We start from the raw sequence: 21,437 nt of genomic DNA on the forward strand, positions 1-21,437 counted from the left end.
TTCTAACCTCCTTTCTACTTTTTTGCTTGGGCGGCTAGCATGTCAAACATACTTCCTAACTGATTGTCTAGATTATTTACAGTTTTTTCTGAATCAAGGGCATAGTACTCTTGCAATTCTAGTAGGCTAGTAAGTGCCTCGCCTTCTAGTCCATTAATACTTCTAGAACGAATAGATAAAATTCGTTGAAAATGAGTATTTTCGCTTAATCCAAACAAAAGATTTTTGAACGTGATAAAGTGCATTTGTCCTTTTTCTTTTAATAAATCGATGCCATAATCTGCTAAAAATGAGGAATAAATCGCTCCAGCATCTTGAGAATAAGAATAAAGTTTTTCCGGCACAGTATCTCCGGATTCCTGATCATTATTGTTATTTCCGTATGGACATTTTTGTATATAATTACTTATTTCTTCGATTGCTGCTTGCTTCTGTTCGAAAGTAAAATCACTTATGGGAGCTTTAGCATCAAAATAAAACAAATCAAAAGCTTTATTAATTTTTTCAAATGATTTTAAATTTTTATCTTCTAGCAATTCATAGAATCTAATCACCACATCAAAGGAAAGATCAAATTTATATTCTTCTCCTTCAATGATTAGTGTATTTTCTAAATCCTCAACCAAATCAAACATCTATATCACTTCTTTTTATGTTTGTTTTTGTAATAGTTATCAGCGGTTTTTTTACGTTCAATCATCAATTCACCCAACTCTTTTTGCAATAAACCAATGACAGTTAATAATGCCTTTGTACTATTTCCGTAACTCTTATATACACGGGTTCCTTCTCCTTCTCCCAACACTTTATCTAGTGCAGCGATTGAACGATCTTTCAATTTAGCAACTTCTAGGCGAATAAACTCTTTATATTTATCAGTTGATTTATCTTCTAAATCTTCCAATTTCTCTGCTTTTTCTGTCAGGTGTTCTAATTGCGATGGGACATCTACACTAGTTAAATCCATCAAGGCTTGATCAACCTCATCAGAAATAGTGATTTCATATACTTTACCTGCAATTTTTACGGATTTAGTTAGTGATAATTTTGCATCTAAATCAATTACATTATTGATAGCCATTATTTTTTCCTCCAAATTAAAAGAGCAGGTATCCATAATGGGGTTTAACCTGCTCTAATCTGTCTAATTTTATGATTCATTTACTGTTAAAGTACATTTAGCACTCTTATTACCATCTACTGTGTTAACTGTAATTTCCGTAGTTCCGGCTTTAACAGCCACAACCTTCCCTTTGGTATCAACCGTAGCTATGGTTGAATCACTAGATGACCATGTCACATTTTTATTTGTTGCGTCTGCCGGTAAAACGGTAGCTGTTAAGGTTTCGTTTGCCCCAATTGCAAGCGATAACGTTGTTTTATTAAGCGCTACGCTTTCAGGGCTAATTACTTCCCCGCTGCTACCGATTTTGGCTTCCCATTGAATGCCATTGTGAAGCTGAAGGTTTGTTTAGCATTGGCTGCACCGCCAAACGGTACAATAGAAGTCAGTGTAACGACCGCTTGAACTTTATTACCTTTAGCATCAGTCCATTGTGCTAACGTGCGTAATTCATCCCCGATTGACAAGAATTTAGACGCTACATAATCTTGAGCTGGATCTCCAAATACACGGTGTCCCGCAACTTGGAACGTGATATTTTTACCAGTTACAGTGGAATCAGTGAATCCTTCTCCATCGTAGTAAGGGGATGCATCTGTAGTGTCCGCTGCAGCCGGAGTAATAGTTGTGATCCCTGCTGCTAATGGTGCGAATTTAGCCGATGCGATTTGATCTAAATCTGTACTTCCTGAAGTATCGATTTCCAATTTGTTTTTAAAGTTTAGTAAAAATTCTTTACTATTTTCTGCCATTTAAATTTCCTCCTAATTTTTGAATTGATGAATGGTGATTTTGATACCTAATAAATAAGTTGAGTTCCCTTGCACGTCCTGTTCGCTTACGAAAGGAGTCTCACTTATTTCGATACCTAAAAAGACGAAGCTCTCATCTTCTGACTTCAGAGTTGAGAGTTCGTCTAAATGATTTGATATGAGCCAAAGAGTTTGATTGGCTTTTTCTTGGTCTTTCGTGTTAAATCCGACCTCATAGAGCATTTCACGTTCTTTCGTACCGTCAAAGTATTCTTCGACTGTTCGGCTACCTGGCATCGAATAAACACAAAGCGTGTCTTCCCCATTAAGGAACCCCATCGAGCATGGCATTGGAAGGCCTTGAATAGAATCTATCGAGTCAGATAATCGTTCCCATAAATCCATTACAAGTTTCCTCCTTTGATAAACGCTCTACGCCAATCATCCATGTGATTCGCTTTTGCTCTAAGATCCCAACGACGGCTGGTACCTGGAGTCGTATAGTTTCTGACTCTGCTGCCGTTAACAAACCCTCTAAATTGAGCTCGTGCATAAGGAGCAGCATAAGTTATTCGGTTTTTGTTAACGAAAGATTTGTCCCTTAAATTTCCTTGGCGTTTAGGCACATATAGATTCATATCCATGTGCATTTGAGATGTCATATAATACATTGCTGAATTGATATTCATCACGGACAACTTACGATCTACACCGTTTTTTTCAACCTTAACATGGAGCATTACAGCACCTCCAACTCATACGAGTAGACTTCGTTACTGTATGGATTGCGGTTATCTACGATCGTCGTGATAGTGTAAGTCTCACCTTCAAAGTCAATCTTTGACCCAACATGATTTTTATTAATCACTGGCATCGGATCAGATACTCCAGCAAACAAAAAAGCGATAGCGTTGGCTACCACTTGCCGATTATTATTACTACCGCTGTACACTGTTTGCGGTTGAAAGATCATATGATTAATCGTGATTGGTTCAGAAAAGACAGGTTTTTGCCATTTGTCATGACCATCTAGCAGCCTCAAAGTAATTGACTGGTTACAAAGTTCTTTTGGCATTAAAGGAATCATCGATAGTCAACTCCCTTGTAAAGAAGTCCTGTATAGATCAACTCGTTATAAGCCTCTGTTGCAACCATCGTTCTGCCAACTGTTGCCGCATTCGTGCTTCCAGATTCAATACGCATACGACCAACGCTGACACTTGAAGGGGAAGCATTTAGTAAGTCTGATAACGAAGTAACTCCAACTGACTTCAAATATTCAATTTGGACAGCCATTGCGATTTTGAACTTATCCACTCGATATTTGACCGTGTCATCAGCTAAAGAATGTCTCATGTAAAAATCGCCTGTCACTCGATTAAGCTGACGTGCAGCACATTTTTCTAAGTCATCAAACTCCGAAACTGATACTTTGTTGAATCCTGATTTTAAATATTCATCGTGCGTAAGATAGCTCATAACTGCCTCCTTTCAATTAAAAAGGATAGTTTAGTAGCTATCCTTCGCTTGCTGCGGTTACCGTGACTTCACACGTAGCAGTTTTACCATTTACGGTTGTCGCTGTGACCGTCGTAGCTCCTACTTTAATAGCAGTAACCTTTCCTTGCACTGGCGTTACTGTTGCAATTGTTTCATCGCTAGAGGTAAATTTGACTGATTTATCAGTTGCCGTTTCTGGTGATACAGCAGCAGACAATGTTTCTGTTGATCCCACCGTTAGCGTAGCTGTTGTTTTATTCAAAGTTACGCCGGATGGGGCTATCCTTTTGGGGCCAAAGAGACAGATACACCTTCTTTTTGTTTTTCTTTAATAAAGCAATCGTGGTACAGACGGTTTTGGTACAAGTACCCGTCGCCTTGAGAATGTTCGCCTGGCGCAAACAAGAAGACGGTGTTTTCTTTAACCACGGGGATAACTGCTTGTTTAGCGACAACTAAGATATTGATGTCTTTTGCATCAGAGGTAGCAACGTATCCATCAGTGAAATCGAACTTAGTTTTGAAACGAGTATCGTCCCAAACTTCGACCAATAACACACCATCAAGAGAAGTTACCCGAGATTCTAGTGCCGTTTGCCCAACATTTTGATTAGTGATATTACGAGTAAATTCTGAAGAACGTTCTAATGCATCCATTACGGTCGTTGATACAAACGCTACTAAATTTTGTGGTCCAAATTTACGAGCTGGTAAAATTGCAGCTTTAATGGCTGTATAAGCATTCTTTTCAGTAATTGTTTCTTCTTTAGTATTTCCTGCTCCTAAAGCTAAAGTAGAAAAACGATACGCATCGATTTCTGGTTGAACGTGTTCAGTGATAAATACATTTGAAATTTTAGCTACAGCTAAGTCTTGATTCGTTTCATCAACGTCTTGTTTATCGATGTAAAATTCAACGTCTCGATCTTGACCCATTGTGTAAACTTTTTTGTCATTTCCATAAGTACCGCTGTTGAATCCCTTGTTACGTGTATGGTGTTTCAAACCAGAAGTTGAAATAGTCGTTAATGTAAATGATTTACCACCGTTCACAAATTCAACTTGTGGAATACCTAAGATCGTCGTTAACAATCCTTGAGTGATCTTCTGATCGAAAATCCCATTGTCTTTTGTAATGTAATTAATTGCCATATTTTATTCCCTCCAAATTTAATTTTTGTTTGGTAAAACTCCTAATGCTTTAGCGAACACATCTTCTTCCACATTCTGGCCAGAACTAGCATTCCCAGAAAAGGTAGCCTTCTTACCATCGGGATTAGGTGGAACCTGTTCAGATTGGCCAAATAAATAACCGTCGCTTTCTTTAAGCACGGCCAGTTGGTCATCTAATCCTTTTAATCCCTCGTCTGTCAGTTCCAATGATTCGCTGTCTAGCAAGGCTTTAGCCGCCTTAATGTTTTTAGCTCCAGCTTGAGTTAGAGCTAAGTCAATCGCTGATGATTTCTTAATATCTGCAATCTGTTGTTCAGAATCGGTTTTGTTTTGGTCAAGACGCGTTTGTAAATCAGTCACTTGCTTTTCCAAATCTTCGTTCCCTTTAGACTTTGCTTTAAAGTCATCAAGCTCACTTTGATTTTTGTCTAACTGTTCTTGATACTGAGTCGCTTGCTGTTCCGCGGTAGACACCTTGCTGTTCAGTTCGTTTACAGTTACGCCGTGCAAAGCCATTACTGATCCAATCTGTTCGTCTGTTAAACCTAATTCTTTTAATTCTTCTCGTTTCATTTCATTCATCCTTTCGTTGTTTAACGAGGCTACGCCCTCGATGGATTGAACAGTTTAACGCCGTATTCAGGGCAAAATAAAAAGCCTAGCGATTGCAAAGCTTAAAATTATTAACTTTGTACTTGTTCTCTACTGTAATCACGGACCAAGAACTCATTGTCATTAATAAGTTCTCTTAATTGTTTCTGCTTGTTAGAAATCACTTGCTTACACATTTGTACAGTTTCGGGGTCTTCCAATTCTAACGCCGCATTCATTCGCTTCTTCTGGTAACGAATATCACACTCTAATCTTCTTTGTTTCTGCTGGATCTCAGCATTTCTTTGTACTTCTTCTGGATCATATCGCGGCTGATTGTTTGTGTTCACATCAGGACGGCCAGGATAAAGAATATGTGTACAGTTAATTCCTTGTGTTCCGCTTGGCTCGCCGTATCCGTGATCGTAAATAGATGGTAAATGCTTGAATTCTTCTGGCGCTTCTTCTTTAGGAACGGTTAACACCCAATCGCCTTGAATTGGTGCACAGGCTTCGCGAGCTGTTGGATGACTACTCATCAATGCAGTAACACACTCAAAGTCTTCCATCCTCTGCAATCGTAAGTCGTTGAATGTTCTATGCGACGTAGTTTGAACGACGGTTCGAGAGTATGCCTCCATTGACCACTCTCGACCGGCTTTATCAACAAAACCCGATTTGATTCCCATATCAACCATTTTGTAGACGTTATCTTTTACGGCTTTCTCATGCGTTTTAAGACCTGTCATAGATTCTAGGGTAGATTGTTTAAGAATTGCTTGATAGGCTCGCATTACAGCGTTCTCGTTGAAATTCGTAGTGATTAACGTTTGATTGACATTGTTGTTTAAATCTTTGAACGTTTGACGAACCAAAGAGTCTAGAATTTTATTTACGTCGTCAGATACAGGAACACTTTTATGGACCATTCGCTCAAGCTCACGGTCTATTTCATCAACGATCTTCACGCCGTTTCCTTTAATCAATTGTTCAATCGCTTCTTGAGTTTCGCCAGTATAACTTGCTAACAAATCAATAACTTTATCGTTCAGTGTACCCATTTTAGAAAGTTGATTTACTTGCCACAAAAGCACGTCTTCTTTAGCTACATCTTGAAAACGAGAATGTTTTAAGGCTTTGATTATGATGGTAAAGATTCGGTCTTCTAGTTCTGAATAGATATTAATAATTGAATTCGCAGTCTTTTGCATCTTTTCTGGTGTAATCATAATTAATCACCTAAATCGAATAAGGCATCTTGACTACGCCGTTCGGTTGATCCCGCTTCTGGCATTTCATCTTTTAATGCAGCTAACCAATCTTCTAATTCCTCTTCGTTTAGATTGTAATTACGGATAAGAAACTGTTTCTTAGGCATTACGCCAGCAGTTACAGCCTTTAGATCATTTTCTAATTGTTTGTTACGATCGACAAATAGACCATCCTCAAAACTAACTGTTACTAAATAACTATCATATTCAATAGAGAATAGCGGTTTCTCGCTTTCAAACATTTCTCCGTATCCCGCAAGCTCAAAAATAGAATGGATTAGTTCGTTAATAACTTTTTCAACCATCGTTAAATAGCTTGAACGCGTTTGATACGTCATAGAATTGTTAGAAACAATCTCTGTTGCCGTTTTAATCCCATCGTCTGCATAGTTCATTGAGCCAACAGATAAACCTACTTGCACCTCAAACTCTTTGATCAGATGACTAATAGCATCCTTATACTGAACCGTCCGAATAGGTGTAGTGATATCCTTAACCCCGATATTTTCAGCACCATACACACCAGCAAAAACATTCTGATCAGTGTCGAACAGCGGCGGGCGCAATTGATCTACTCTAAGAAACTCTGCAGGAACAACAACACGTCGTTGACCTAACTGAATTTCCCAAGCAAATTGATCATGCGTCGTGTTGATTGTGTCCAGAATCTCTTTTGAGTTATCGACAATACCAGCGCCCAATGGACTTTCTAACGATTTGTTATTCGCACCAGGTGTTCTAAAGTATGCAAAAAGCGGTCTTTTCAATCCTTCTAATGTGACAGTTTCAGCCAAATCAGGATAAAGAACCGCTAATGAAATTTGTTTACCAACAATATTATCGTTATCAGATTTATAAAGCTCATTACTGATAACATACTTATCATCTTGCCATTCATGGAATTCTAGCAACGTATAGTAGTAATTCACGTCACCTTCTGTTTGAATGGTCTTTGTTGCAATGGCGCATTCACTTACTTCGTTAGTATTTGATCGCAACGGATAGAATTGATCCGCACGGATCCATGAAATTTTGATCTTGTCACCGTCAACGTAAGGACGCATTGCAAAGCCGCCTGCAGCAATCCCTTTTTCAAGGTTCAACTCAAATAGATTGTAGAAATTGTTGTCATAAAGTGTTTTATCTAGGAACTCTACAGCTGATTGGATGCTTTTCGAAGCTTCTGCTTGCTCCTCCTTGTCTTTTAGTGCTACTTTGCACTTCTCATTAAAGATGATACTCGCTAACCGTCTAGAAGCTGTCTTGGTGATATTTAAGGACTTAAATTCTCTTTTCTGTGTTTCCCCGTATGAATTACGATATTGTATATCAGGAAATAGATTGGAATAGTACCTAAAGTTTCTTGCAATCCGATCGTATTCTCTTGAATCAATCCCTATTTTAGGATGATCCGTTACCTTAGCAATATCACGACCAGTATAACTCATATTCACGCTATCAACTCCTCTCTTGAATATACTTTTAATCGTTTGGAATACTCCCATTTTCTCACCTACCATTTCAGGTCTAAGTCTTGAAGATTATCACGTACAAAATATTGAAAACCATCACAAGAGTGATCATCCTCTTTAATAACTTTTGGATCATCACTGTTCAACGTGTCTTCGTCCCATTGATACTTTTTGTGTTCCTCAATAAATATCTTATTGCTTTCTTTTTCCAAATAAAAAAACCTACCTTGTGCAAGTAAGCTTTGAACGTGATCAATCATGTCTACTTTTTTAGCTTTAGCTACAGTGTGTAATCGGACATTGTAATCTAGATAATATTGATTCCTTAATGCGCCTTCTGCCGAATCAATCGTAATTTGATAGGCATATTTATCATATTCAGTCTGACAACGATCTATGAAATCATGCAAATCTTTTGATAGTTCAGTTGGCGCTTTCTTATTTGCTTTACCTGCAGGACTGTAATAATACGTATCTAATAAGATTACATTCTTTTTTCTAGTTAATGCATAACAACCACACGTTGTAGCTGACACTTGGTGCCCGCTATCGATTGAGAAATAAAGATTCACTATGTAGTCATCATCAGGTATTTGATCTAATGGATTAAAATGATTCATATTATAGATATGAGTCCCTAATCCAATGACTTCGCCACGATAGAGCCACTTGTAATAGTCTTCATCATTCTTGCGGTAAGTTTCTATTAGTTTAAGTTGTTGCGGATCGGTAAAACCTAATTCATCATCTAAGTAAGTTGAATGGTCTACTAAATGATCATCCAGCTCTTTACATTTCTCTACCCATTCATTGACCCAATCGTATGGATTTTTTGGCGGGTTCCACGAATAATAAACTTTTACTTGGTCCACATACTTAGAGCGTTGGCGAATAAACGTAGCATTTGTTTGGTCAAATACTTCACTGCTTTGAAAGTTAGCAGCTTCTTCATACCACAATGAGATAATATCGCCTATCGCATTAGATTTAAGTTTCAATGGATCATCAACGCCATAAAAGTAAAACGCTGACCCTGTACGCTTATGAATGATCGTTAAAGGAGCCATGCGATACCTATACTCGTTAGAAACTCCCAACATACTTAACGCCCATTTGATTTGCAGATAAACCGCATCACGTAAATACTTGTGCTGACTCATCATGCAAACAACGTTAACCTTATGTTTTGCTTGCGTGTGTTTCTTCATTTCAGTAGCAAGTTTCAAACTAATAACAGATGATTTAAACGATCCACGTCCGCCCTTCATCAAAACATACGGACATTGTGTGTGCCACATCTTATAAAAATGTGGGTTAATCAAGTCCGTAGTCTTAATTTGAGTTTGTTTCTTGGCCATTAATGCCATTTGAACCAGCCTCGCTTTCAACTAACGGAATGTCATCAATAATTACAGTTTGTTCTTCTGTCGGATCATAGCCATCGTCTAATTGCTTCAATTGTGCTTTAGCTAGATCAACTTGAGTGTTCATGAGTTCAAGTTTCTTACGTCGCTCATCTTGTTCATCAGCGATTGATACGAACTGTTTTATTAAATTAGCAAGAGTACTCATGGCTCTGGATTGAGCGTTCATAAAGTTCGCTTGTTTATCCCAGGCATACTGAATAGCATATTCTTCAGAACTGCCACCTTCGCTTGAAGACCACTTAGATACTTCTTTTGAAAGACTATCATCGTAAGCAACATACATTATTTTTTGTGCTCTAATGATTGCAGTATATTGAATCATTATATTATTCCAAAGAATATCTTCCGGCTTAGAGGTTGCAACCTCATTCATAATTTCAAGCGTTTCTGATGGCAACCAATTAGCGAATAATCCATGTGTAACAGCATTCTTATTACTCTCAGGCGCTCCTTTATTATTTGGAACCGTTGCGTCTTTGGTTGCAACCTTTTCTTTAGACCAATAACGAGACTTCCATGATTTAACTGTGCTGATCGAAACACCATGCTTTTCGGCAATCTCCCGATATTTCAGGCCTTTTTGATAATCATCGAATGCTTGTTCATATTTCTTCACATGTGACACCACCCCGCTATCGCAACATTTGTTTTGTAAATAAAAAAAGCCTAGCGTGTGCTAGACTTTGATACATTCATTTGATTTTTTGAGATAAGTATCTACATAAATTTCACCTTTGTCCCCGTTCAACGTAATTTCAAAATACGGTGCTCCTTTTAAGCTAGCGCTGACTAATGCTTTGCTATTTTGCAGTGTTTTGCATGACCAGACTATGAAAACACTAAACTCAGGCACTGCTCCACTTAGGTCAGCAATCTCATTTTCAATTCTTTCACGTACAATAGCCTTGCATTTTTCGATAAACTTCTCATGATTCATTTTTCAAAATCCTCTCTTTTTAAAATAAAAAGACCACTCAAAGAGTGATCTAATATGTAAAAACTACACCTCATAAACGAAATGCAGTTATAGCTCTATCAAGCAACCTACACCGATTCCATCGATTACTATCGACATCGCCTTGCTCGTGTACTTTGAGCGCCCATTCCCAACCCTCAGTTGCTAAAATCGCTGGCAATGAATCGAACATTGCATGGTTGCCGAAGCATTGACCTAGCACGCATGCTTAGCGTCTACCCTTTCCGCCACAGTGACAAATTAATATTGTGAAAATAAATATTAAGCGTATAATTTTAGTTATCAGCGAGTGGTCCGCTGAAATAAATTAAAAGGTGGTGAAAAATTTGTACTTTGTTATAAGAGAAGCAACTAATGGCCAATATTACTTCGTTATTAAGTCCAATAACAATGAAGTAGTAGCAACTAGCGAAACATACTTGACTAAATATTCCGCTGAACAAACCATTAATTCTATAAAAAACGGAATCACCAAAGACTCTCAAGTTATCGATATGACTAAATAAGACGACTAACTTCATTTGCTAGGGAGTTCATTTCAGCTGCTTTTTCTACCAAAGCAGTTGAGATACTTTCTAGCTTTTCTGATTTAACAGAATTAAATACTGGCGTCTTGATACTAATCGATACATCTTGACGAGGATCAGGACTCGTTGCTCTATTTTTTTGCACCACTGATCTGTACTTTTCTACTGAATGATACTCAATTACTTGTTCCAAATGTTTTTTGTACTCTTTACATACAGCTTCTTTTTGGATCAATTCTAAACGTTGTTGCTCAATAATATCAATCAACCGTTTTCGATCCATACCTTGATACTTTATTTGTTCGACTTCCATTCGTTTTCCCTCCAACACATAAATTAATAGACAGCAACGGATGATAGATAATAAGAACAATTTAGAAGGAGTTGAAATTCACATCCTTATTCTTAATATTTCCGTTGCTGTCTATCGAAGCTTAATTTAAAACGATGAGGGAGATTTCCTCCCCTACATTTTATTTTTGAAGAACAATTATTCAGAATAAAAGAATGAATAAACTTGTGAGTGTCTAATCTATTAATTGTCTTCACTTATAGGTGGGAATGGTTTACAAGTTTTAGCAAATTTCAAATAGATTGATTTGATGACCATATTCAAAATAATTGTCGATCTTATTTTTAATTCGCTGTGACATAGATTTAACAGTACCCACAGCTAGATTCATTTGTTCTGCTGCTTCTCCATAAGTACATAAATCTTTATTAATTAAATGAAATAATGTCAGTTCTTTATTAGAAAGCAAAGATTCTATCTCCGTCACTTGGAGCAACATCTCTTTTTTCTTCGGAGAAATCGTCTCTTCTGCTGGCTTTTCTACTTCCTGTAAATAAACTTGATAGCTCATAACATCTATATCTGCCAGTTTAACGGCTCTTCTATGCTTTGGTATCTTCTTGGCTTGCTCATCATCGAAAGGCTTCTCTCTGCCTGTTTCTAACCAGAATAAAGCGTACTCTGTAGTAGAGATAGCTTCTGCTATTACTTTTTGATCTGCTATATCTTGAGGAGAACGATCATCAATTAATTTATGTATCACTCTCCCATGTTCTTTGACAGGTGTGCGATATCGTTTATTTAAGATTTTTTGATGTTGCTTTTTCAACATTTTCAAGTCATTCTTGTATTCCTGAATTAAATCATTCATATAGATAGCCTCCTCAATAATTTCGCAAACAAAAAAGCGGACACAAATCAACAAGAAAGTTCTTGTCAACTTGTGTCCGCCAGTTTTCTGGTAGGACGATATTTAAAATAATTGTTTCACTTCTTCTTTAACTTGCTTGACTTTATTGCAATGGGATTCTATAACTATTGTTCCAAACGAAGGAAGCTCGACACTTTTCATTTGACCGTTTGAAATAATGATTAAACAATGTTCTCCTTGCATTTTTTCAATGTCGCTTAATCCAATTACCTTTAACTCCATAGCTGCCTCCTGTGATATAATAGACTTACCTTGGCAGGGGCAAATCATATTTGTCACGAGCAGCGAGCTAATAATGGCTTGCTGTTTATGTTTATTAACAATATTATGCTGATAAGGAATTCTCTATTAGCTACTTCAATAATTCTTCATACTTTATATTTAGCAATAAACTCATCGATATCTTTGATGTCATATTTTGGACGGCTGTTTTCACCGAATATGATTACTTTCAATCCTTTTTTTACCCACTCATTGATCGTTCCTGCAGATGTCCCCGTGTAATGAACTGCTTCTTTTTGAGTCAGATAGCGTTTAGGCACATATCCAACTAACAATGAGTCTAAGTCATTTTTATTGATAAATTTGTCATTCATATTGATTTCTCCTTATATAACTTATAATTCTGTTTTTATAATCTCCATATCCACCAATCTCACCACTGCTAAATTCTCTTTGCTTTTAGCTGTCCATTTATCGCATTCCATCGTGTTTTCAATACGAATGATTGCTGAGTGATTATAGAGATGCTCTACATATCCACGAAATGGATAGATGAATCCTTCTGCTTCGCAGCGAACCATGTCACCGACTTTGAATTTTGGTTTCTTACGTTTTTTAGGATTCTTTGTCGGCATATCTAGCATTAAACCGCCGATACCATGACTACTAGCGTAAAATCCGTCTTTTAGTTTCATTCTTTTTCCTCCCATTTACGATCATCACTTAATATCGAAATTCCAAACTTACGAATAGCATCACTTGCATCAGCAACATACTGGCTTGCCACTTTATATGTTTTTTCTGCTGAAATTCCATATTCTTTTTCAAACTTTGTCTTTAGTACATTCAGTTCCTGTTTTCTTAGTTTTGTTATTCTGCGGTGCCTGTTGTTCATTTTCAATCAACTCCCTAATCTGAAAGTGTTGTCTATACTTGATCGAAATTCTTTTAAGTGGTTCTCTACCACAGAATCAGTCACGTTAAAACGATCAATTAATACTGGAGCTGCCATATCTTTCAAATAACTTTGTCTGATGACTAATTCAGTACCATCAGGAAGTTCTATGTTAACCTCCCGACCATTGATAATTGCTTGAATGCCCGCTTCACTTAGTGGTATTTCGTATTTCATTTCACATCCTCCAAATCACTCGACTTCACGAACACACCATCTACCATCTTCCCTGTGCGTCCTTTGATTTCGTTGTACGCCATTTCTAAACACTCTTGTACATTTGTCCCTTTTTGCATGGAAAGGATAATCAGAGTGACGATTACGTCTCCTACGCTATCTTTAAATAGCTCATCATTACTTCTTGCCATTGCTGAAGCGATTTCCCCGAATTCCTCAGCTACTTTCAAAAACTGTGCTTTTGGATCCGCATGATCCAATCCCTTATCTTTTGCCCACTTCTCTACTTTTGTGATTAGTTCGTTCATTATTTCTCCTCCATCTGTGGCAATCCAAGTCCATTCATAACATTTCGATTTACTGAATTTACAGCATTCACAGTTAAAATTCTTTGCCAACGTTTATTTCTAGGAGACCATCTCAATGCAGCTTTTTTTAATAAGGCACGTACATCATCCGATGGCTTACCATGAGTAACTAAATAAAGTCGATTGTTTTCTACATCAAAGCCGTATCCTGCTAGTTCATCATGATCCACTTCTTTGTAGAAACCTTTCCACCCTTTCTCTACTGCTCTTTCTTTACGTTTTTTATCAGTTTCAAGCTTTTGATCAATCAAAATTGGATCAAACATCTTTCTCGTATTCTCAATGTAACGAGCATGTTTACCATTGTTTGAATATAATTCACTTTCTAATTGATAAATCCGTTCTTCTTCTTTTTGCTTTTTCCTAGTGGGATAATTTGCAGGACCACAGATCATAACGGAAGGAATCGTGGTTGCTCGAAGAATATTAGACTTTAATTCGACAACCAATTTATTGTATTTAACGAGTCTTTCATTCAGTTGTTGTTCATTCTCTTGCGTTAAAAATTCACTAAAACGATCAACAAAGTCAGCAATGTAATCTCTAATTTCTTTGTTGAAATCTTTACCCCTGCTAAATGAGGTCAATTCCTCATATCGCTCTCCAACTTCCTTAGGTATCTTATAAACTAATTCGAAATTTCTTTCGATTACACTTCTGAAACTTAAATTCATTATTTCTCCTCCTCAATCTCACATGCCTGTTCAAACTGTCTAGTGATGTTTTCTAACGCTTTTTTGTACTCGATAATACTTTTTATCGTTCTTTCTTCACTTAACACGTAATCGCGTTGTATTGCCTTTAAACACGATGAGACCGTTTGAAAGTATCCGATATCTGCTCGTGATTCTTCTTTTGTTTCTGTGTAGCGGATGTTTCCTTCCTCATCTCGTCTTACCTTCGATAAGACAATATTTCTAGAATCACTGGTAATTCGATAATCTTCGATTTTCATATCTAGCATTATTTCTCCTCCACATACCTAAATTGTCGTCCTTTTGAATCAATCCATAAGCTCCTAGCCCTATCCCAGATGATGTTTTTGCTCAGACCAGTAATTTCAGATAACTGTTCAGCGGTACCTGTTACTAGAATTCGATCACCATGCCAGATTGCAATTTTTCTCGGCGTTTTCCGTTTAGGCTTTTCAGTCCACATTGATTTACCGAGCTTTTGGACTTCTGCAACTATTTCTTTGTCTTCTTGCCAATTCTCAGAATGTGTCAGTTCAATGATTCGTTTCATTGCTGCTTTCTTATCCACGCTCATTCCTCCAATCTACGAATTTCCCTTCTTAAATTCTCTATGTGCAAATCGATTGCCTTTCTCGCCGTTTCATTGACCATCACTGCCTTTGTTCGTTCTAGATCGTCAATTTCACGCTGAATGTTTCGAATACGCATTTGAATCACTTCTTCTGTTGTCATGATAGATCACCTCGTTAAAACCGTTCTTCCTTGAACGTATTCCGATATTTCTTCGCTAAGATCAGCGGTACTCGATATTGACTGCAGAAGAGTTTCGCTTTGATTTTGAAATCTTTTGTCTGCATCCCTTTAACATCTACGACTTTGACAAGTTTGCCGTTTTTATAAAATGTGAAGTCGGGAATATACTCGATCTTGCGATACTTCTTTCCGTCTAGTTCAAATTTCGGCATCAGCTCAAATCGTTCCTGAAGTTTTACTTTCCAGCCGTTCGCTTCAGCTTGCCATAAGGCTAGATCGTAGTACTCTGCTTCTGCCTTTGAATCGAACTTGATACCACGATAGAGAGTTTTCTTATTGCCATATTTTGTTGTGATCAATTGCTTGCGCCTTCCTTCTTAGCCTGATAAGCAGCAAAGCGGGCTTCTAATTCTGCTTTTTTATCAGGATCTAGCGTCTTTTCTTCTTGAGGTTTGTTGACCCAATCAGGCAACTTTTCACGCCGTACATTGTTTTGACGTTTAGGAAGATAGTTTTGTTTTTTCTTGTTTTTAAAAGCTTCTTGGGCTTTTTCCGCTGATTCCATTGTCTTAATTCCTTGATTACTCCATGAATTTAATATCGCTTCAACGTATTTTTTCAATCCTGGCATCTCAACGTTGTTTTCGAAAGCTAATTTAAAAGCAAAGAGAATCATATCTGCTCCCCAAGTTTTAATCATCGGTCCTAATGCTCCTTGCAAAAGTCCAGTAGGTGCTTTCCCCCAGTTTTTTTGGATGAACTCATACACGCCTATATCATCATCTTTATTTGTCTTGTTTTGTTTTGTATTGTTTATATAAGCTGAAGGATTTACTGTAGAATCTACTGAAGGATTTACTTCCCTATTTACTTTCGGATTTACTTTACTATCTACTGGAATATTTCCAGTAGCGGAGTTTTCTACCGTATTATCTACTGTAGTTTTTACTGTAAAATTTCCAGTTAGATCAGAAAGAATATAAACTCCAGCTTTTGTACGACCTCTCTTTTTATATTGAAGGAGTCCGTTTTGGATCAATTGATTACGATTGTTAATCAATGTTTTTTCAGACGTTTTAGTCATTGCTTGTAGCCTTGTATTGGCAATCGATAATTCGCTCTGCCATCCACTTTTGTTTGCTATAGCCATTAGCTTATACCAAAGCAGTTGGGGACCAGCGCCAAGCTCGTTATATTCAAGCCAATTGTCAAAAGCATTAAGCTGTCCGATGTAATCCAATTGTGTTCCTCCTTTCGTTTTGATGTTAAGAGGGAGATAACTCCCTCGCTATTTGTTTAATGGTGGATTCGATGCATCGAACAGCGATTCTTGTGCTTCATCTGTCTGAACTGATTCTGCATACTCTTCAAAAGCTGTTGATCCATTGTCAGCGTTTATTTCTACTTTTTCTGCTTCTTTTCTATCAGGGATATCCTCTTCGATTTCTGTTTCAGAAATGATACTCCCATCTTCTTGAACTTTTTGAACTTTTTCGTCTGATGTGGTAGCTTCTTGCATTTCAACGGATAAAATCCCCCATTTAGAAAGGAGATTTCTAAGAACAGTTTTTCGAGCCATCGCATTGTAATCTGATGCCCACACACCGCTTAATTTGGTTTTGTCACGATCTTTGCTGTTCGCGATACGATGTGCTTCTATTTCTTGCTTGGTCCAATAGACAGTTTTCTTAAAGCCGTTTAGCAGTTCAAAGTAACCCACGTACCCAATAACTTCATCTGACTTCCGTCCGTTTGGATCGAAATCAAACTCTTCAGTAAGACGATTCCAGCTTTTTAATTCGCCTTCATATACTTCAATGACATTCAATGCTTTATATTTACCTGACCGTTGAGCCAACTGGATGTACCCTTTGTAGCCGAGTAAGAACTGAGCTTTCTTTTCCCATTTTCCTGTTTGCTTGTTTTTGCTATTAAAAGGAACTAGATAGGCATATCCAAGATTCTTGTCTAACCCAAGATTTAACGTTGCAGCAGTTAACGCACCACTCATGATAGACATCGGTTCACTATCTGCAAGATAACTGTCATTAGATACAAGAGTCATAACATTCGACATAAAAGCATTAGCATTGTCATGAAGTACTTCTTCAAATTTCTTTCTCATTGTTGGTGTATTCATTAGAGCTTTAAGCCCTAACTGTCCTGGTGCAACTTGTTTCTGTGGCTTTGCTGCCAATTGATTTTTTAACGATTTATTTGTTGCCATATTATTTGATCTCCTTTTCGGTTAGTCTTCTGGATTCAGTAATGTTATAAATCTCTTCATCATTTGCGATATCTGGATATTTCTCCGCTAGTTTTTTTGAGTTTATCCGTCTTGTACGAACAAGTTTCCAACTGATAATGTTTCTTTGTGTGATACCGATACTAGCTTCACGTTTACCTAGTTCGCTGATGATCTCGTTGTCCACTTGACGAATAGCCGATTCAATTTCTTTCTTGGTTCGCTTGAGTTCATTTTTCTGTTCAACTAGTTCATCGAAATGAATTGGTAACGTCGTTTGAACGTCTTCAACATCTGCATACTTCTCTTTCAAGAAATCAGCTGTCGCTTGACTACCATCAATAATTGGCTCGATACCTCCAAGAACGTTCGTTTCCCAAAACTCTACTAATTGTTCAATGATTGTATCGATCAGCTCTTGATCTCGTTCAATCCGCTTCCAGATAAATTTTTGACCACCGATTAAGACAGCGATGTAACAATAGTCTTTGTTTAGAACGTTCATGTAATGTTGAACTTGGCAGAGATAACTAAGCGGTACTTCTTCACCTTCCCACTCTTTACCGAGAAATTGATTGGCTGTTTTGCATTCCAGAATGGCATTTTCTCCCACTACATCACGATCAATATTCGCTCTTAGAAACGGATGCAGTGGATGTTCAAAGACTTGATTTCTTCTGCGAACCTTTTTACCTGTCCGTTCTTGAAATTCTTTAGCAACCACTTCTTCTAAAACATTACCCCAATAAGCTGGCTCGCTTGCTGTTTCTTCAAGTACGACTTGCCCTGTTTTTTCAAGCCATAATTGATAAGGTGATTTCCATTTGTTCAATCCTAAAATCGTTCCAACATCAGAACCACCAATACCTTTTTGACGATCCTCAAGCCATTCTTGATGGCTCATTTCTAAAATAGACTTACTCATCGTCTTCCTCCTCTTCGTGTGGTGTGCCCCATTCTGGAGTAGTTAAATACTGATCTAATGCTTGTCCAAAATCGTTCATTGTTTTAGCCTTCCTTTCATGCTAAAATACAGATAAGATATTTTGTTATGTTGCCGATTAGCGATGGCCGTCGCTAGTCGGTCTTTTTACGTCTAAAAAGTTGATTACACACATTAATCCTGCAAAAACAAAACCGATTACTACGCTATAGTGAGACACCAAAACAAGTAACATTAAAATAAAACCTACAAACACAACATCTGACATTTTCATTTTTCAGCCCTCCTCAAACCATTTTTTTGCAACATTGAGATCAATAAGAACTACATTTCCCTTCTTTTTCGAAGGCAAGGGATTTTCTTCTCTTTGAGTCCAACGAGTAACTGTTGCTGGAGATACCCTAAAATATCTAGAAATCTCAATAGCTCTTCTTAACTCTTCTTTTTGTACTGTGCGATTTCTTCTTACTGGTTCAAAAGATAAAATTTGCATTTTCCATCATCCTTTCATATATCCTTGTGCGATCCAGTACGACAGCCGTTGCTCACTAAGCTTTCGAATATCAATTCCAAGCATTTCACACAACGCACTTATTAGCGTTACTTCCACCATGATTTCATCTAAAAATTCATAAGCATATACAATGATTTGTTGACGATCATCAACAGTTAAGTAATTTACTTGTTTAAGAAGAATTTTTTCTACTTCTTGCTTCTTCTGTTTCCGCTCATCTGATTCAATCATTTGCAACTTGTCTAATGAAGATGGATCTCTTCTATAAACATCACCATCTATTGATTTAAATAAACCAAAGAACTCATGAATCACTTGAAGAGTGAAATCTGAATCTCTAAAATGATCCGTTAACGCCTGAGCATTTTCCAACGTCACGGGCTTCGTATTAAGCAATGTTGTCCAATCGCTTAATGACTGTTGAGAGACGTTGATTTGTCTTGCTATTTCCTTTTTGGTCTCACCACTCTTATTAATTACTTCGACTAACGATTCTCGAATAACACTTGATTTTTTTAACAGTTTAAACACCTCATATTCTTATTCGCCCGTATATCAATACGAGCAATTTTTTTATACTATTAATTTAAAGAATCAAACGAAAGCTGCTTCGTCTAATTCACGTTCAAGCTCTTTTTGGACTTCTTCAACTAAACGATCAAGTTGATCGTCATTCGCACATTTGATGATATGAACCAGTCTTGGTCTTGCATCTAAAATGATGTTTATTTTTTCTTGCCGTGTCATTAAAATCACCTACTTATTTATTTGATATAATCTCACTATGGAAGGTGGTGAGATTATGGCTTATAAAGAATCTATCGTTAAAAAGATAATCGAAATCGTTGAAATAGCTCCTAAAGGGACAAGTACCCACTATTTAGAAGGTTTCAATCAAAAAGATGTAATCGATACTGTGAACTCTCTTCATCTAAAATATCCCGACAATATTTTAGAAACAGAAAGTTATTATAGTGAGCTTGTTCCAATTGTAATTAATAAATAATTTCTGGTTATTCTCCTTTTGAATTTTTGAAGTATTTACTCAAAGGGAGAATTTCTGGTCCTACCAAAACATCTTTTATATCAACTTCATCTATAAAACATTCGATTTTTAGTTTTGGCTTGCCTGATGCTGGCATAAATAGTTCAATATTTGTTACTCCACGTCCTAATGTCCAATCATTTAATTTAATTTCATAATTTGGTGAAATTGTTGGGTTTTCAACTTTAGGTTGTATTGAGAGTTTTAGCAGATTTTTTATTTTTTCTTGTCGTGTCATTTGACAACTTCCTTTCTGTTGTTTTTTGGCAATACTTCGCTAAAAATAAAAAGCTTATCAAAATCTTTTTCAGAAAGTTCGAAAGCTTTGAGCAGTTTAGGGATCAATTCTCCGCCAATCCCGCGATCTCCATTCAATATTCTATAGACCGTTGATGGAGCGACATCCATTCTTCTAGCTAATGAATATGGATCATCACCTTTTGATTGCATTAAGGAATTAAGTTCGTCTTGTTTGAGTAATGTTTTCATTTTTTACACCTCCGTTGCATTATGACAATACTATAATACTTATTTTGTCATTTGGCAACACTTTTTATTGCCAAATTGCATTTTTTTTTGCATTTGTTGCCAAAGGGCTATATCATTTATCTAAGAAAGGGGTTTTATCATGGAGTTTGGAGAAAAACTAAAAGAATTGAGAACCTCTAGAGGATTAGGAGTTAATCAGTTAGCATTAAAATCTGGAGTAAGTGCTTCTCAAATATCTAGATTTGAAAAAGGTGAACGGAAAGATCCAACTTTAGAAACTTTAAAAAAACTATCAGTTGCTTTAGGTGTGTCTATTTCCTACTTCGAAGAGAATTCACCTGTTAACGTTGATCTTATCCCTGACTGGGCTAATGAGAATGATTTAATCGAGTTAGATAAATTATTAGAATCAAACGTAAACATGGCTTATGGTGGTGAAACTTTAACACCCGAACAGCTTCAAAGAGTCAGAGATGTTTTAGCGGGCATGTTTTGGAAATTCAAAAAAGAAGACAAGGACAAAGAGAAGTGATTGGGTATGGAATTGGATGTTATCAATTTAGTTGAGAACCTAAAGCGGAAGTATCAATCCGCTAATCCATTTTATATTTGTGAAAAAATGGACATTCAAATTGAATATGTTCCTTTTATTGATGATCCTAAAGGTCAATTCCAAGAGATTTTAGGTCGTGCTGTCATTCTTTTGAATGACGAATTAAAGGATTCTGAGGAAAGATTTTATATTTGCGCCCATGAGCTTGGTCATGCCATTTTCCACAAAGGATTATCAAGTTATTACGTCTCTACTCGATCCTCCAGAAGCAAATCAGAAAGCGAAGCGAATTGCTTTGCTGCTAATCTCATCGTTTCTCTTTATAAAGAAGATAACGATCGATATCCAAGGCAAGTTGAGGAATTAACAAATTTGTATGGGCTACCTGAAAACGTGTACAGATTTTTAATTTAAAATTGGCGACTATCACTACCTGCCATTAA

The 21,437-nt window shown here is 36.9% G+C and carries 42 protein-coding genes; 4 read left to right on the forward strand and 38 right to left on the reverse strand.

All coding sequences use genetic code 11. The features are described from left to right. Positions 1-14: 14 nt before the first annotated feature. The 16 genes from MKX69_RS13815 to MKX69_RS13890 form a co-directional block, all read right to left on the reverse strand. Positions 15-635 carry a Gp15 family bacteriophage protein gene (locus tag MKX69_RS13815; protein WP_341010591.1) on the reverse strand — a complete coding sequence of 207 codons (621 nt, stop codon included), beginning with the start codon at positions 633-635 and terminating at the stop codon, positions 15-17. A 5-nt stretch (positions 636-640) separates the two neighbouring features. Beyond that, positions 641-1,081, reverse strand: coding sequence for a hypothetical protein (locus MKX69_RS13820; protein ID WP_002300157.1), 441 nt, complete (start codon positions 1,079-1,081; stop codon positions 641-643). A 69-nt stretch (positions 1,082-1,150) separates the two neighbouring features. Beyond that, entirely contained in the window at positions 1,151-1,447 is a 297-nt protein-coding gene (locus MKX69_RS13825) for an Ig-like domain-containing protein (protein WP_341010603.1), read from the reverse strand. Next, positions 1,408-1,875, reverse strand: coding sequence for a phage tail tube protein (locus MKX69_RS13830; RefSeq protein WP_114634863.1), 468 nt, complete (start codon positions 1,873-1,875; stop codon positions 1,408-1,410). The genes MKX69_RS13825 and MKX69_RS13830 overlap by 40 nt, the downstream gene beginning before the upstream one ends. Before the next feature lie 12 nt (positions 1,876-1,887). Then, entirely contained in the window at positions 1,888-2,280 is a 393-nt protein-coding gene (locus MKX69_RS13835; RefSeq protein ID WP_002300154.1) for a phage tail terminator protein, read from the reverse strand. Then, positions 2,280-2,615, reverse strand: a complete 336-nt coding sequence (locus MKX69_RS13840) for a minor capsid protein (protein WP_072538584.1) — start codon at positions 2,613-2,615, stop codon at positions 2,280-2,282. Before MKX69_RS13840 ends, MKX69_RS13835 begins: the two co-directional genes overlap by 1 nt. Beyond that, on the reverse strand, positions 2,615-2,962 hold the full coding sequence (locus tag MKX69_RS13845) for a putative minor capsid protein (RefSeq protein ID WP_002300153.1): 348 nt from the start codon (positions 2,960-2,962) through the stop codon (positions 2,615-2,617). Before MKX69_RS13845 ends, MKX69_RS13840 begins: the two co-directional genes overlap by 1 nt. Beyond that, entirely contained in the window at positions 2,959-3,354 is a 396-nt protein-coding gene (locus MKX69_RS13850) for a hypothetical protein (RefSeq protein WP_341010592.1), read from the reverse strand. The genes MKX69_RS13845 and MKX69_RS13850 overlap by 4 nt, the downstream gene beginning before the upstream one ends. 37 nt (positions 3,355-3,391) lie before the next feature. Continuing rightward, positions 3,392-3,637 (reverse strand): Ig-like domain-containing protein, encoded by a 246-nt coding sequence (locus MKX69_RS13855; protein WP_139903052.1) that lies wholly within the window; start codon positions 3,635-3,637, stop codon positions 3,392-3,394. Positions 3,638-3,654: 17 nt separating this feature from the next. Further along, positions 3,655-4,527, reverse strand: a complete 873-nt coding sequence (locus tag MKX69_RS13860; RefSeq protein ID WP_341010593.1) for a hypothetical protein — start codon at positions 4,525-4,527, stop codon at positions 3,655-3,657. An 18-nt stretch (positions 4,528-4,545) separates the two neighbouring features. Further along, positions 4,546-5,121, reverse strand: coding sequence for a phage scaffolding protein (locus tag MKX69_RS13865; RefSeq protein ID WP_341010594.1), 576 nt, complete (start codon positions 5,119-5,121; stop codon positions 4,546-4,548). A 110-nt stretch (positions 5,122-5,231) separates the two neighbouring features. Beyond that, positions 5,232-6,368 (reverse strand): phage minor capsid protein, encoded by a 1,137-nt coding sequence (locus tag MKX69_RS13870; RefSeq protein ID WP_341010595.1) that lies wholly within the window; start codon positions 6,366-6,368, stop codon positions 5,232-5,234. Between the two features lie 2 nt (positions 6,369-6,370). Next, complete coding sequence (locus MKX69_RS13875; protein WP_025481329.1) at positions 6,371-7,930, reverse strand: phage portal protein; 1,560 nt, start codon at positions 7,928-7,930, stop codon at positions 6,371-6,373. Beyond that, positions 7,924-9,249, reverse strand: coding sequence for a PBSX family phage terminase large subunit (locus MKX69_RS13880; RefSeq protein ID WP_002318686.1), 1,326 nt, complete (start codon positions 9,247-9,249; stop codon positions 7,924-7,926). The genes MKX69_RS13875 and MKX69_RS13880 overlap by 7 nt, the downstream gene beginning before the upstream one ends. After that, positions 9,215-9,925, reverse strand: coding sequence for a phage terminase small subunit (terS, locus tag MKX69_RS13885; protein WP_073463287.1), 711 nt, complete (start codon positions 9,923-9,925; stop codon positions 9,215-9,217). The genes MKX69_RS13880 and terS overlap by 35 nt, the downstream gene beginning before the upstream one ends. 60 nt (positions 9,926-9,985) lie before the next feature. Next, a complete protein-coding gene (locus tag MKX69_RS13890; protein WP_002303289.1) occupies positions 9,986-10,246 on the reverse strand; it encodes a DUF6275 family protein in 261 nt (86 codons plus the stop codon). A gap of 353 nt (positions 10,247-10,599) precedes the next feature. Between MKX69_RS13890 and MKX69_RS13895 the strand changes: the two genes are divergently transcribed. After that, positions 10,600-10,791 carry a YegP family protein gene (locus tag MKX69_RS13895; RefSeq protein ID WP_002305388.1) on the forward strand — a complete coding sequence of 64 codons (192 nt, stop codon included), beginning with the start codon at positions 10,600-10,602 and terminating at the stop codon, positions 10,789-10,791. On the opposite strand, the gene MKX69_RS13900 is transcribed toward MKX69_RS13895, so the two are convergent. From MKX69_RS13900 to MKX69_RS13995, 20 genes are all read right to left on the reverse strand, one after another. Beyond that, positions 10,784-11,125 (reverse strand): hypothetical protein, encoded by a 342-nt coding sequence (locus tag MKX69_RS13900; protein ID WP_073460775.1) that lies wholly within the window; start codon positions 11,123-11,125, stop codon positions 10,784-10,786. The two genes, MKX69_RS13895 and MKX69_RS13900, sit on opposite strands and share 8 nt — an antisense overlap. Positions 11,126-11,387: 262 nt before the next feature. Further along, positions 11,388-11,975 carry a hypothetical protein gene (locus tag MKX69_RS13905; RefSeq protein ID WP_002309105.1) on the reverse strand — a complete coding sequence of 196 codons (588 nt, stop codon included), beginning with the start codon at positions 11,973-11,975 and terminating at the stop codon, positions 11,388-11,390. Positions 11,976-12,077: 102 nt separating this feature from the next. Next, a complete protein-coding gene (locus MKX69_RS13910) occupies positions 12,078-12,257 on the reverse strand; it encodes an XtrA/YqaO family protein (protein ID WP_024636637.1) in 180 nt (59 codons plus the stop codon). A gap of 146 nt (positions 12,258-12,403) precedes the next feature. Next, positions 12,404-12,631 carry a helix-turn-helix transcriptional regulator gene (locus tag MKX69_RS13915; protein WP_002314901.1) on the reverse strand — a complete coding sequence of 76 codons (228 nt, stop codon included), beginning with the start codon at positions 12,629-12,631 and terminating at the stop codon, positions 12,404-12,406. Between the two features lie 21 nt (positions 12,632-12,652). After that, positions 12,653-12,952 (reverse strand): hypothetical protein, encoded by a 300-nt coding sequence (locus MKX69_RS13920; RefSeq protein WP_024636636.1) that lies wholly within the window; start codon positions 12,950-12,952, stop codon positions 12,653-12,655. Beyond that, complete coding sequence (locus MKX69_RS13925) at positions 12,949-13,152, reverse strand: toxin PIN (protein ID WP_341010596.1); 204 nt, start codon at positions 13,150-13,152, stop codon at positions 12,949-12,951. Before MKX69_RS13925 ends, MKX69_RS13920 begins: the two co-directional genes overlap by 4 nt. A gap of 6 nt (positions 13,153-13,158) precedes the next feature. Then, positions 13,159-13,389, reverse strand: a complete 231-nt coding sequence (locus tag MKX69_RS13930; protein ID WP_002304474.1) for a hypothetical protein — start codon at positions 13,387-13,389, stop codon at positions 13,159-13,161. Beyond that, the gene (locus MKX69_RS13935; protein ID WP_010829629.1) at positions 13,386-13,697 is read right to left on the reverse strand and encodes a MazG-like family protein; all 312 of its coding nucleotides are present in this window, start codon (positions 13,695-13,697) and stop codon (positions 13,386-13,388) included. The genes MKX69_RS13930 and MKX69_RS13935 overlap by 4 nt, the downstream gene beginning before the upstream one ends. After that, a complete protein-coding gene (locus MKX69_RS13940) occupies positions 13,697-14,431 on the reverse strand; it encodes a hypothetical protein (RefSeq protein WP_341010597.1) in 735 nt (244 codons plus the stop codon). Before MKX69_RS13940 ends, MKX69_RS13935 begins: the two co-directional genes overlap by 1 nt. Beyond that, positions 14,431-14,721 carry a hypothetical protein gene (locus tag MKX69_RS13945; RefSeq protein WP_002326231.1) on the reverse strand — a complete coding sequence of 97 codons (291 nt, stop codon included), beginning with the start codon at positions 14,719-14,721 and terminating at the stop codon, positions 14,431-14,433. The genes MKX69_RS13940 and MKX69_RS13945 overlap by 1 nt, the downstream gene beginning before the upstream one ends. After that, positions 14,721-15,020 (reverse strand): hypothetical protein, encoded by a 300-nt coding sequence (locus tag MKX69_RS13950; protein ID WP_002333652.1) that lies wholly within the window; start codon positions 15,018-15,020, stop codon positions 14,721-14,723. The genes MKX69_RS13945 and MKX69_RS13950 overlap by 1 nt, the downstream gene beginning before the upstream one ends. Before the next feature lie 2 nt (positions 15,021-15,022). Beyond that, positions 15,023-15,184, reverse strand: a complete 162-nt coding sequence (locus MKX69_RS13955) for a hypothetical protein (protein WP_002290675.1) — start codon at positions 15,182-15,184, stop codon at positions 15,023-15,025. Positions 15,185-15,198: 14 nt separating this feature from the next. Beyond that, positions 15,199-15,564, reverse strand: coding sequence for a DUF1064 domain-containing protein (locus MKX69_RS13960; RefSeq protein ID WP_341010598.1), 366 nt, complete (start codon positions 15,562-15,564; stop codon positions 15,199-15,201). Continuing rightward, complete coding sequence (locus MKX69_RS13965; RefSeq protein ID WP_341010599.1) at positions 15,561-16,445, reverse strand: DnaD domain-containing protein; 885 nt, start codon at positions 16,443-16,445, stop codon at positions 15,561-15,563. The genes MKX69_RS13960 and MKX69_RS13965 overlap by 4 nt, the downstream gene beginning before the upstream one ends. Positions 16,446-16,493: 48 nt before the next feature. After that, positions 16,494-17,432 carry a recombinase RecT gene (locus MKX69_RS13970; protein ID WP_104832999.1) on the reverse strand — a complete coding sequence of 313 codons (939 nt, stop codon included), beginning with the start codon at positions 17,430-17,432 and terminating at the stop codon, positions 16,494-16,496. 1 nt (position 17,433) lies between these two features. Continuing rightward, positions 17,434-18,375 (reverse strand): YqaJ viral recombinase family nuclease, encoded by a 942-nt coding sequence (locus MKX69_RS13975; RefSeq protein WP_341010600.1) that lies wholly within the window; start codon positions 18,373-18,375, stop codon positions 17,434-17,436. A gap of 136 nt (positions 18,376-18,511) precedes the next feature. After that, on the reverse strand, positions 18,512-18,667 hold the full coding sequence (locus tag MKX69_RS13980; RefSeq protein ID WP_181041761.1) for a hypothetical protein: 156 nt from the start codon (positions 18,665-18,667) through the stop codon (positions 18,512-18,514). Between the two features lie 3 nt (positions 18,668-18,670). Continuing rightward, positions 18,671-18,886 carry a hypothetical protein gene (locus MKX69_RS13985; RefSeq protein WP_104885601.1) on the reverse strand — a complete coding sequence of 72 codons (216 nt, stop codon included), beginning with the start codon at positions 18,884-18,886 and terminating at the stop codon, positions 18,671-18,673. Positions 18,887-18,892: 6 nt separating this feature from the next. Continuing rightward, a complete protein-coding gene (locus tag MKX69_RS13990; protein ID WP_104885602.1) occupies positions 18,893-19,438 on the reverse strand; it encodes a hypothetical protein in 546 nt (181 codons plus the stop codon). 63 nt (positions 19,439-19,501) lie between these two features. Then, positions 19,502-19,654 (reverse strand): hypothetical protein, encoded by a 153-nt coding sequence (locus MKX69_RS13995; RefSeq protein WP_195641592.1) that lies wholly within the window; start codon positions 19,652-19,654, stop codon positions 19,502-19,504. A 55-nt stretch (positions 19,655-19,709) separates the two neighbouring features. Between MKX69_RS13995 and MKX69_RS14000 the strand changes: the two genes are divergently transcribed. After that, the gene (locus tag MKX69_RS14000; RefSeq protein ID WP_002301568.1) at positions 19,710-19,913 is read left to right on the forward strand and encodes a hypothetical protein; all 204 of its coding nucleotides are present in this window, start codon (positions 19,710-19,712) and stop codon (positions 19,911-19,913) included. A gap of 7 nt (positions 19,914-19,920) precedes the next feature. Here the strand turns inward: MKX69_RS14000 and MKX69_RS14005 are convergent, their stop codons facing one another. Further along, positions 19,921-20,190: a hypothetical protein gene (locus MKX69_RS14005; RefSeq protein WP_002301567.1), complete on the reverse strand. Its 270-nt coding sequence runs from the start codon at positions 20,188-20,190 to the stop codon at positions 19,921-19,923. Next, the gene (locus MKX69_RS14010) at positions 20,187-20,441 is read right to left on the reverse strand and encodes a helix-turn-helix domain-containing protein (RefSeq protein ID WP_024636628.1); all 255 of its coding nucleotides are present in this window, start codon (positions 20,439-20,441) and stop codon (positions 20,187-20,189) included. The genes MKX69_RS14005 and MKX69_RS14010 overlap by 4 nt, the downstream gene beginning before the upstream one ends. Before the next feature lie 139 nt (positions 20,442-20,580). Between MKX69_RS14010 and MKX69_RS14015 the strand changes: the two genes are divergently transcribed. Then, positions 20,581-20,973, forward strand: a complete 393-nt coding sequence (locus MKX69_RS14015) for a helix-turn-helix domain-containing protein (protein WP_024636627.1) — start codon at positions 20,581-20,583, stop codon at positions 20,971-20,973. 6 nt (positions 20,974-20,979) lie between these two features. Then, positions 20,980-21,408, forward strand: a complete 429-nt coding sequence (locus MKX69_RS14020; RefSeq protein WP_341010601.1) for an ImmA/IrrE family metallo-endopeptidase — start codon at positions 20,980-20,982, stop codon at positions 21,406-21,408. Positions 21,409-21,437 lie beyond the last annotated feature (29 nt).

Source organism: Enterococcus sp. FSL R5-0957, from assembly GCF_038008005.1.
GTDB classification, from domain to species: Bacteria; Bacillota; Bacilli; order Lactobacillales; family Enterococcaceae; genus Enterococcus_B; species Enterococcus_B faecium.

What these genes read in the sequence shown, in the direction of transcription:
- MKX69_RS13985 (WP_104885601.1), bottom strand. Translation starts at nt 18,886, where the DNA reads ATGCAAATTTTATCTTTTGAACCAGTAAGAAGAAATCGCACAGTACAA.
- MKX69_RS13935 (WP_010829629.1), bottom strand. Translation starts at nt 13,697, where the DNA reads ATGAACGAACTAATCACAAAAGTAGAGAAGTGGGCAAAAGATAAGGGA.
- MKX69_RS14005 (WP_002301567.1), bottom strand. Translation starts at nt 20,190, where the DNA reads ATGACACGACAAGAAAAAATAAAAAATCTGCTAAAACTCTCAATACAA.
- MKX69_RS13865 (WP_341010594.1), bottom strand. Translation starts at nt 5,121, where the DNA reads ATGAAACGAGAAGAATTAAAAGAATTAGGTTTAACAGACGAACAGATT.
- MKX69_RS13820 (WP_002300157.1), bottom strand. Translation starts at nt 1,081, where the DNA reads ATGGCTATCAATAATGTAATTGATTTAGATGCAAAATTATCACTAACT.
- MKX69_RS13995 (WP_195641592.1), bottom strand. Translation starts at nt 19,654, where the DNA reads ATGACACGGCAAGAAAAAATAAACATCATTTTAGATGCAAGACCAAGA.
- MKX69_RS13815 (WP_341010591.1), bottom strand. Translation starts at nt 635, where the DNA reads ATGTTTGATTTGGTTGAGGATTTAGAAAATACACTAATCATTGAAGGA.
- MKX69_RS13875 (WP_025481329.1), bottom strand. Translation starts at nt 7,930, where the DNA reads ATGGTAGGTGAGAAAATGGGAGTATTCCAAACGATTAAAAGTATATTC.
- MKX69_RS13850 (WP_341010592.1), bottom strand. Translation starts at nt 3,354, where the DNA reads ATGAGCTATCTTACGCACGATGAATATTTAAAATCAGGATTCAACAAA.
- MKX69_RS13845 (WP_002300153.1), bottom strand. Translation starts at nt 2,962, where the DNA reads ATGATTCCTTTAATGCCAAAAGAACTTTGTAACCAGTCAATTACTTTG.
- MKX69_RS13930 (WP_002304474.1), bottom strand. Translation starts at nt 13,389, where the DNA reads ATGAAATACGAAATACCACTAAGTGAAGCGGGCATTCAAGCAATTATC.
- MKX69_RS13955 (WP_002290675.1), bottom strand. Translation starts at nt 15,184, where the DNA reads ATGACAACAGAAGAAGTGATTCAAATGCGTATTCGAAACATTCAGCGT.
- MKX69_RS13900 (WP_073460775.1), bottom strand. Translation starts at nt 11,125, where the DNA reads ATGGAAGTCGAACAAATAAAGTATCAAGGTATGGATCGAAAACGGTTG.
- MKX69_RS13840 (WP_072538584.1), bottom strand. Translation starts at nt 2,615, where the DNA reads ATGCTCCATGTTAAGGTTGAAAAAAACGGTGTAGATCGTAAGTTGTCC.
- MKX69_RS13980 (WP_181041761.1), bottom strand. Translation starts at nt 18,667, where the DNA reads ATGAAAATGTCAGATGTTGTGTTTGTAGGTTTTATTTTAATGTTACTT.
- MKX69_RS13970 (WP_104832999.1), bottom strand. Translation starts at nt 17,432, where the DNA reads ATGGCAACAAATAAATCGTTAAAAAATCAATTGGCAGCAAAGCCACAG.
- MKX69_RS13880 (WP_002318686.1), bottom strand. Translation starts at nt 9,249, where the DNA reads ATGGCATTAATGGCCAAGAAACAAACTCAAATTAAGACTACGGACTTG.
- MKX69_RS13945 (WP_002326231.1), bottom strand. Translation starts at nt 14,721, where the DNA reads ATGCTAGATATGAAAATCGAAGATTATCGAATTACCAGTGATTCTAGA.
- MKX69_RS13860 (WP_341010593.1), bottom strand. Translation starts at nt 4,527, where the DNA reads ATGGCAATTAATTACATTACAAAAGACAATGGGATTTTCGATCAGAAG.
- MKX69_RS14015 (WP_024636627.1), top strand. Translation starts at nt 20,581, where the DNA reads ATGGAGTTTGGAGAAAAACTAAAAGAATTGAGAACCTCTAGAGGATTA.
- MKX69_RS13830 (WP_114634863.1), bottom strand. Translation starts at nt 1,875, where the DNA reads ATGGCAGAAAATAGTAAAGAATTTTTACTAAACTTTAAAAACAAATTG.
- MKX69_RS14020 (WP_341010601.1), top strand. Translation starts at nt 20,980, where the DNA reads ATGGAATTGGATGTTATCAATTTAGTTGAGAACCTAAAGCGGAAGTAT.
- MKX69_RS13835 (WP_002300154.1), bottom strand. Translation starts at nt 2,280, where the DNA reads ATGGATTTATGGGAACGATTATCTGACTCGATAGATTCTATTCAAGGC.
- MKX69_RS13975 (WP_341010600.1), bottom strand. Translation starts at nt 18,375, where the DNA reads ATGAGTAAGTCTATTTTAGAAATGAGCCATCAAGAATGGCTTGAGGAT.
- MKX69_RS13940 (WP_341010597.1), bottom strand. Translation starts at nt 14,431, where the DNA reads ATGAATTTAAGTTTCAGAAGTGTAATCGAAAGAAATTTCGAATTAGTT.
- MKX69_RS13910 (WP_024636637.1), bottom strand. Translation starts at nt 12,257, where the DNA reads ATGGAGTTAAAGGTAATTGGATTAAGCGACATTGAAAAAATGCAAGGA.
- MKX69_RS13920 (WP_024636636.1), bottom strand. Translation starts at nt 12,952, where the DNA reads ATGAAACTAAAAGACGGATTTTACGCTAGTAGTCATGGTATCGGCGGT.
- MKX69_RS13870 (WP_341010595.1), bottom strand. Translation starts at nt 6,368, where the DNA reads ATGATTACACCAGAAAAGATGCAAAAGACTGCGAATTCAATTATTAAT.
- MKX69_RS13890 (WP_002303289.1), bottom strand. Translation starts at nt 10,246, where the DNA reads ATGAATCATGAGAAGTTTATCGAAAAATGCAAGGCTATTGTACGTGAA.
- MKX69_RS14010 (WP_024636628.1), bottom strand. Translation starts at nt 20,441, where the DNA reads ATGAAAACATTACTCAAACAAGACGAACTTAATTCCTTAATGCAATCA.
- MKX69_RS13915 (WP_002314901.1), bottom strand. Translation starts at nt 12,631, where the DNA reads ATGAATGACAAATTTATCAATAAAAATGACTTAGACTCATTGTTAGTT.
- MKX69_RS13925 (WP_341010596.1), bottom strand. Translation starts at nt 13,152, where the DNA reads ATGAACAACAGGCACCGCAGAATAACAAAACTAAGAAAACAGGAACTG.
- MKX69_RS13905 (WP_002309105.1), bottom strand. Translation starts at nt 11,975, where the DNA reads ATGAATGATTTAATTCAGGAATACAAGAATGACTTGAAAATGTTGAAA.
- MKX69_RS14000 (WP_002301568.1), top strand. Translation starts at nt 19,710, where the DNA reads ATGGCTTATAAAGAATCTATCGTTAAAAAGATAATCGAAATCGTTGAA.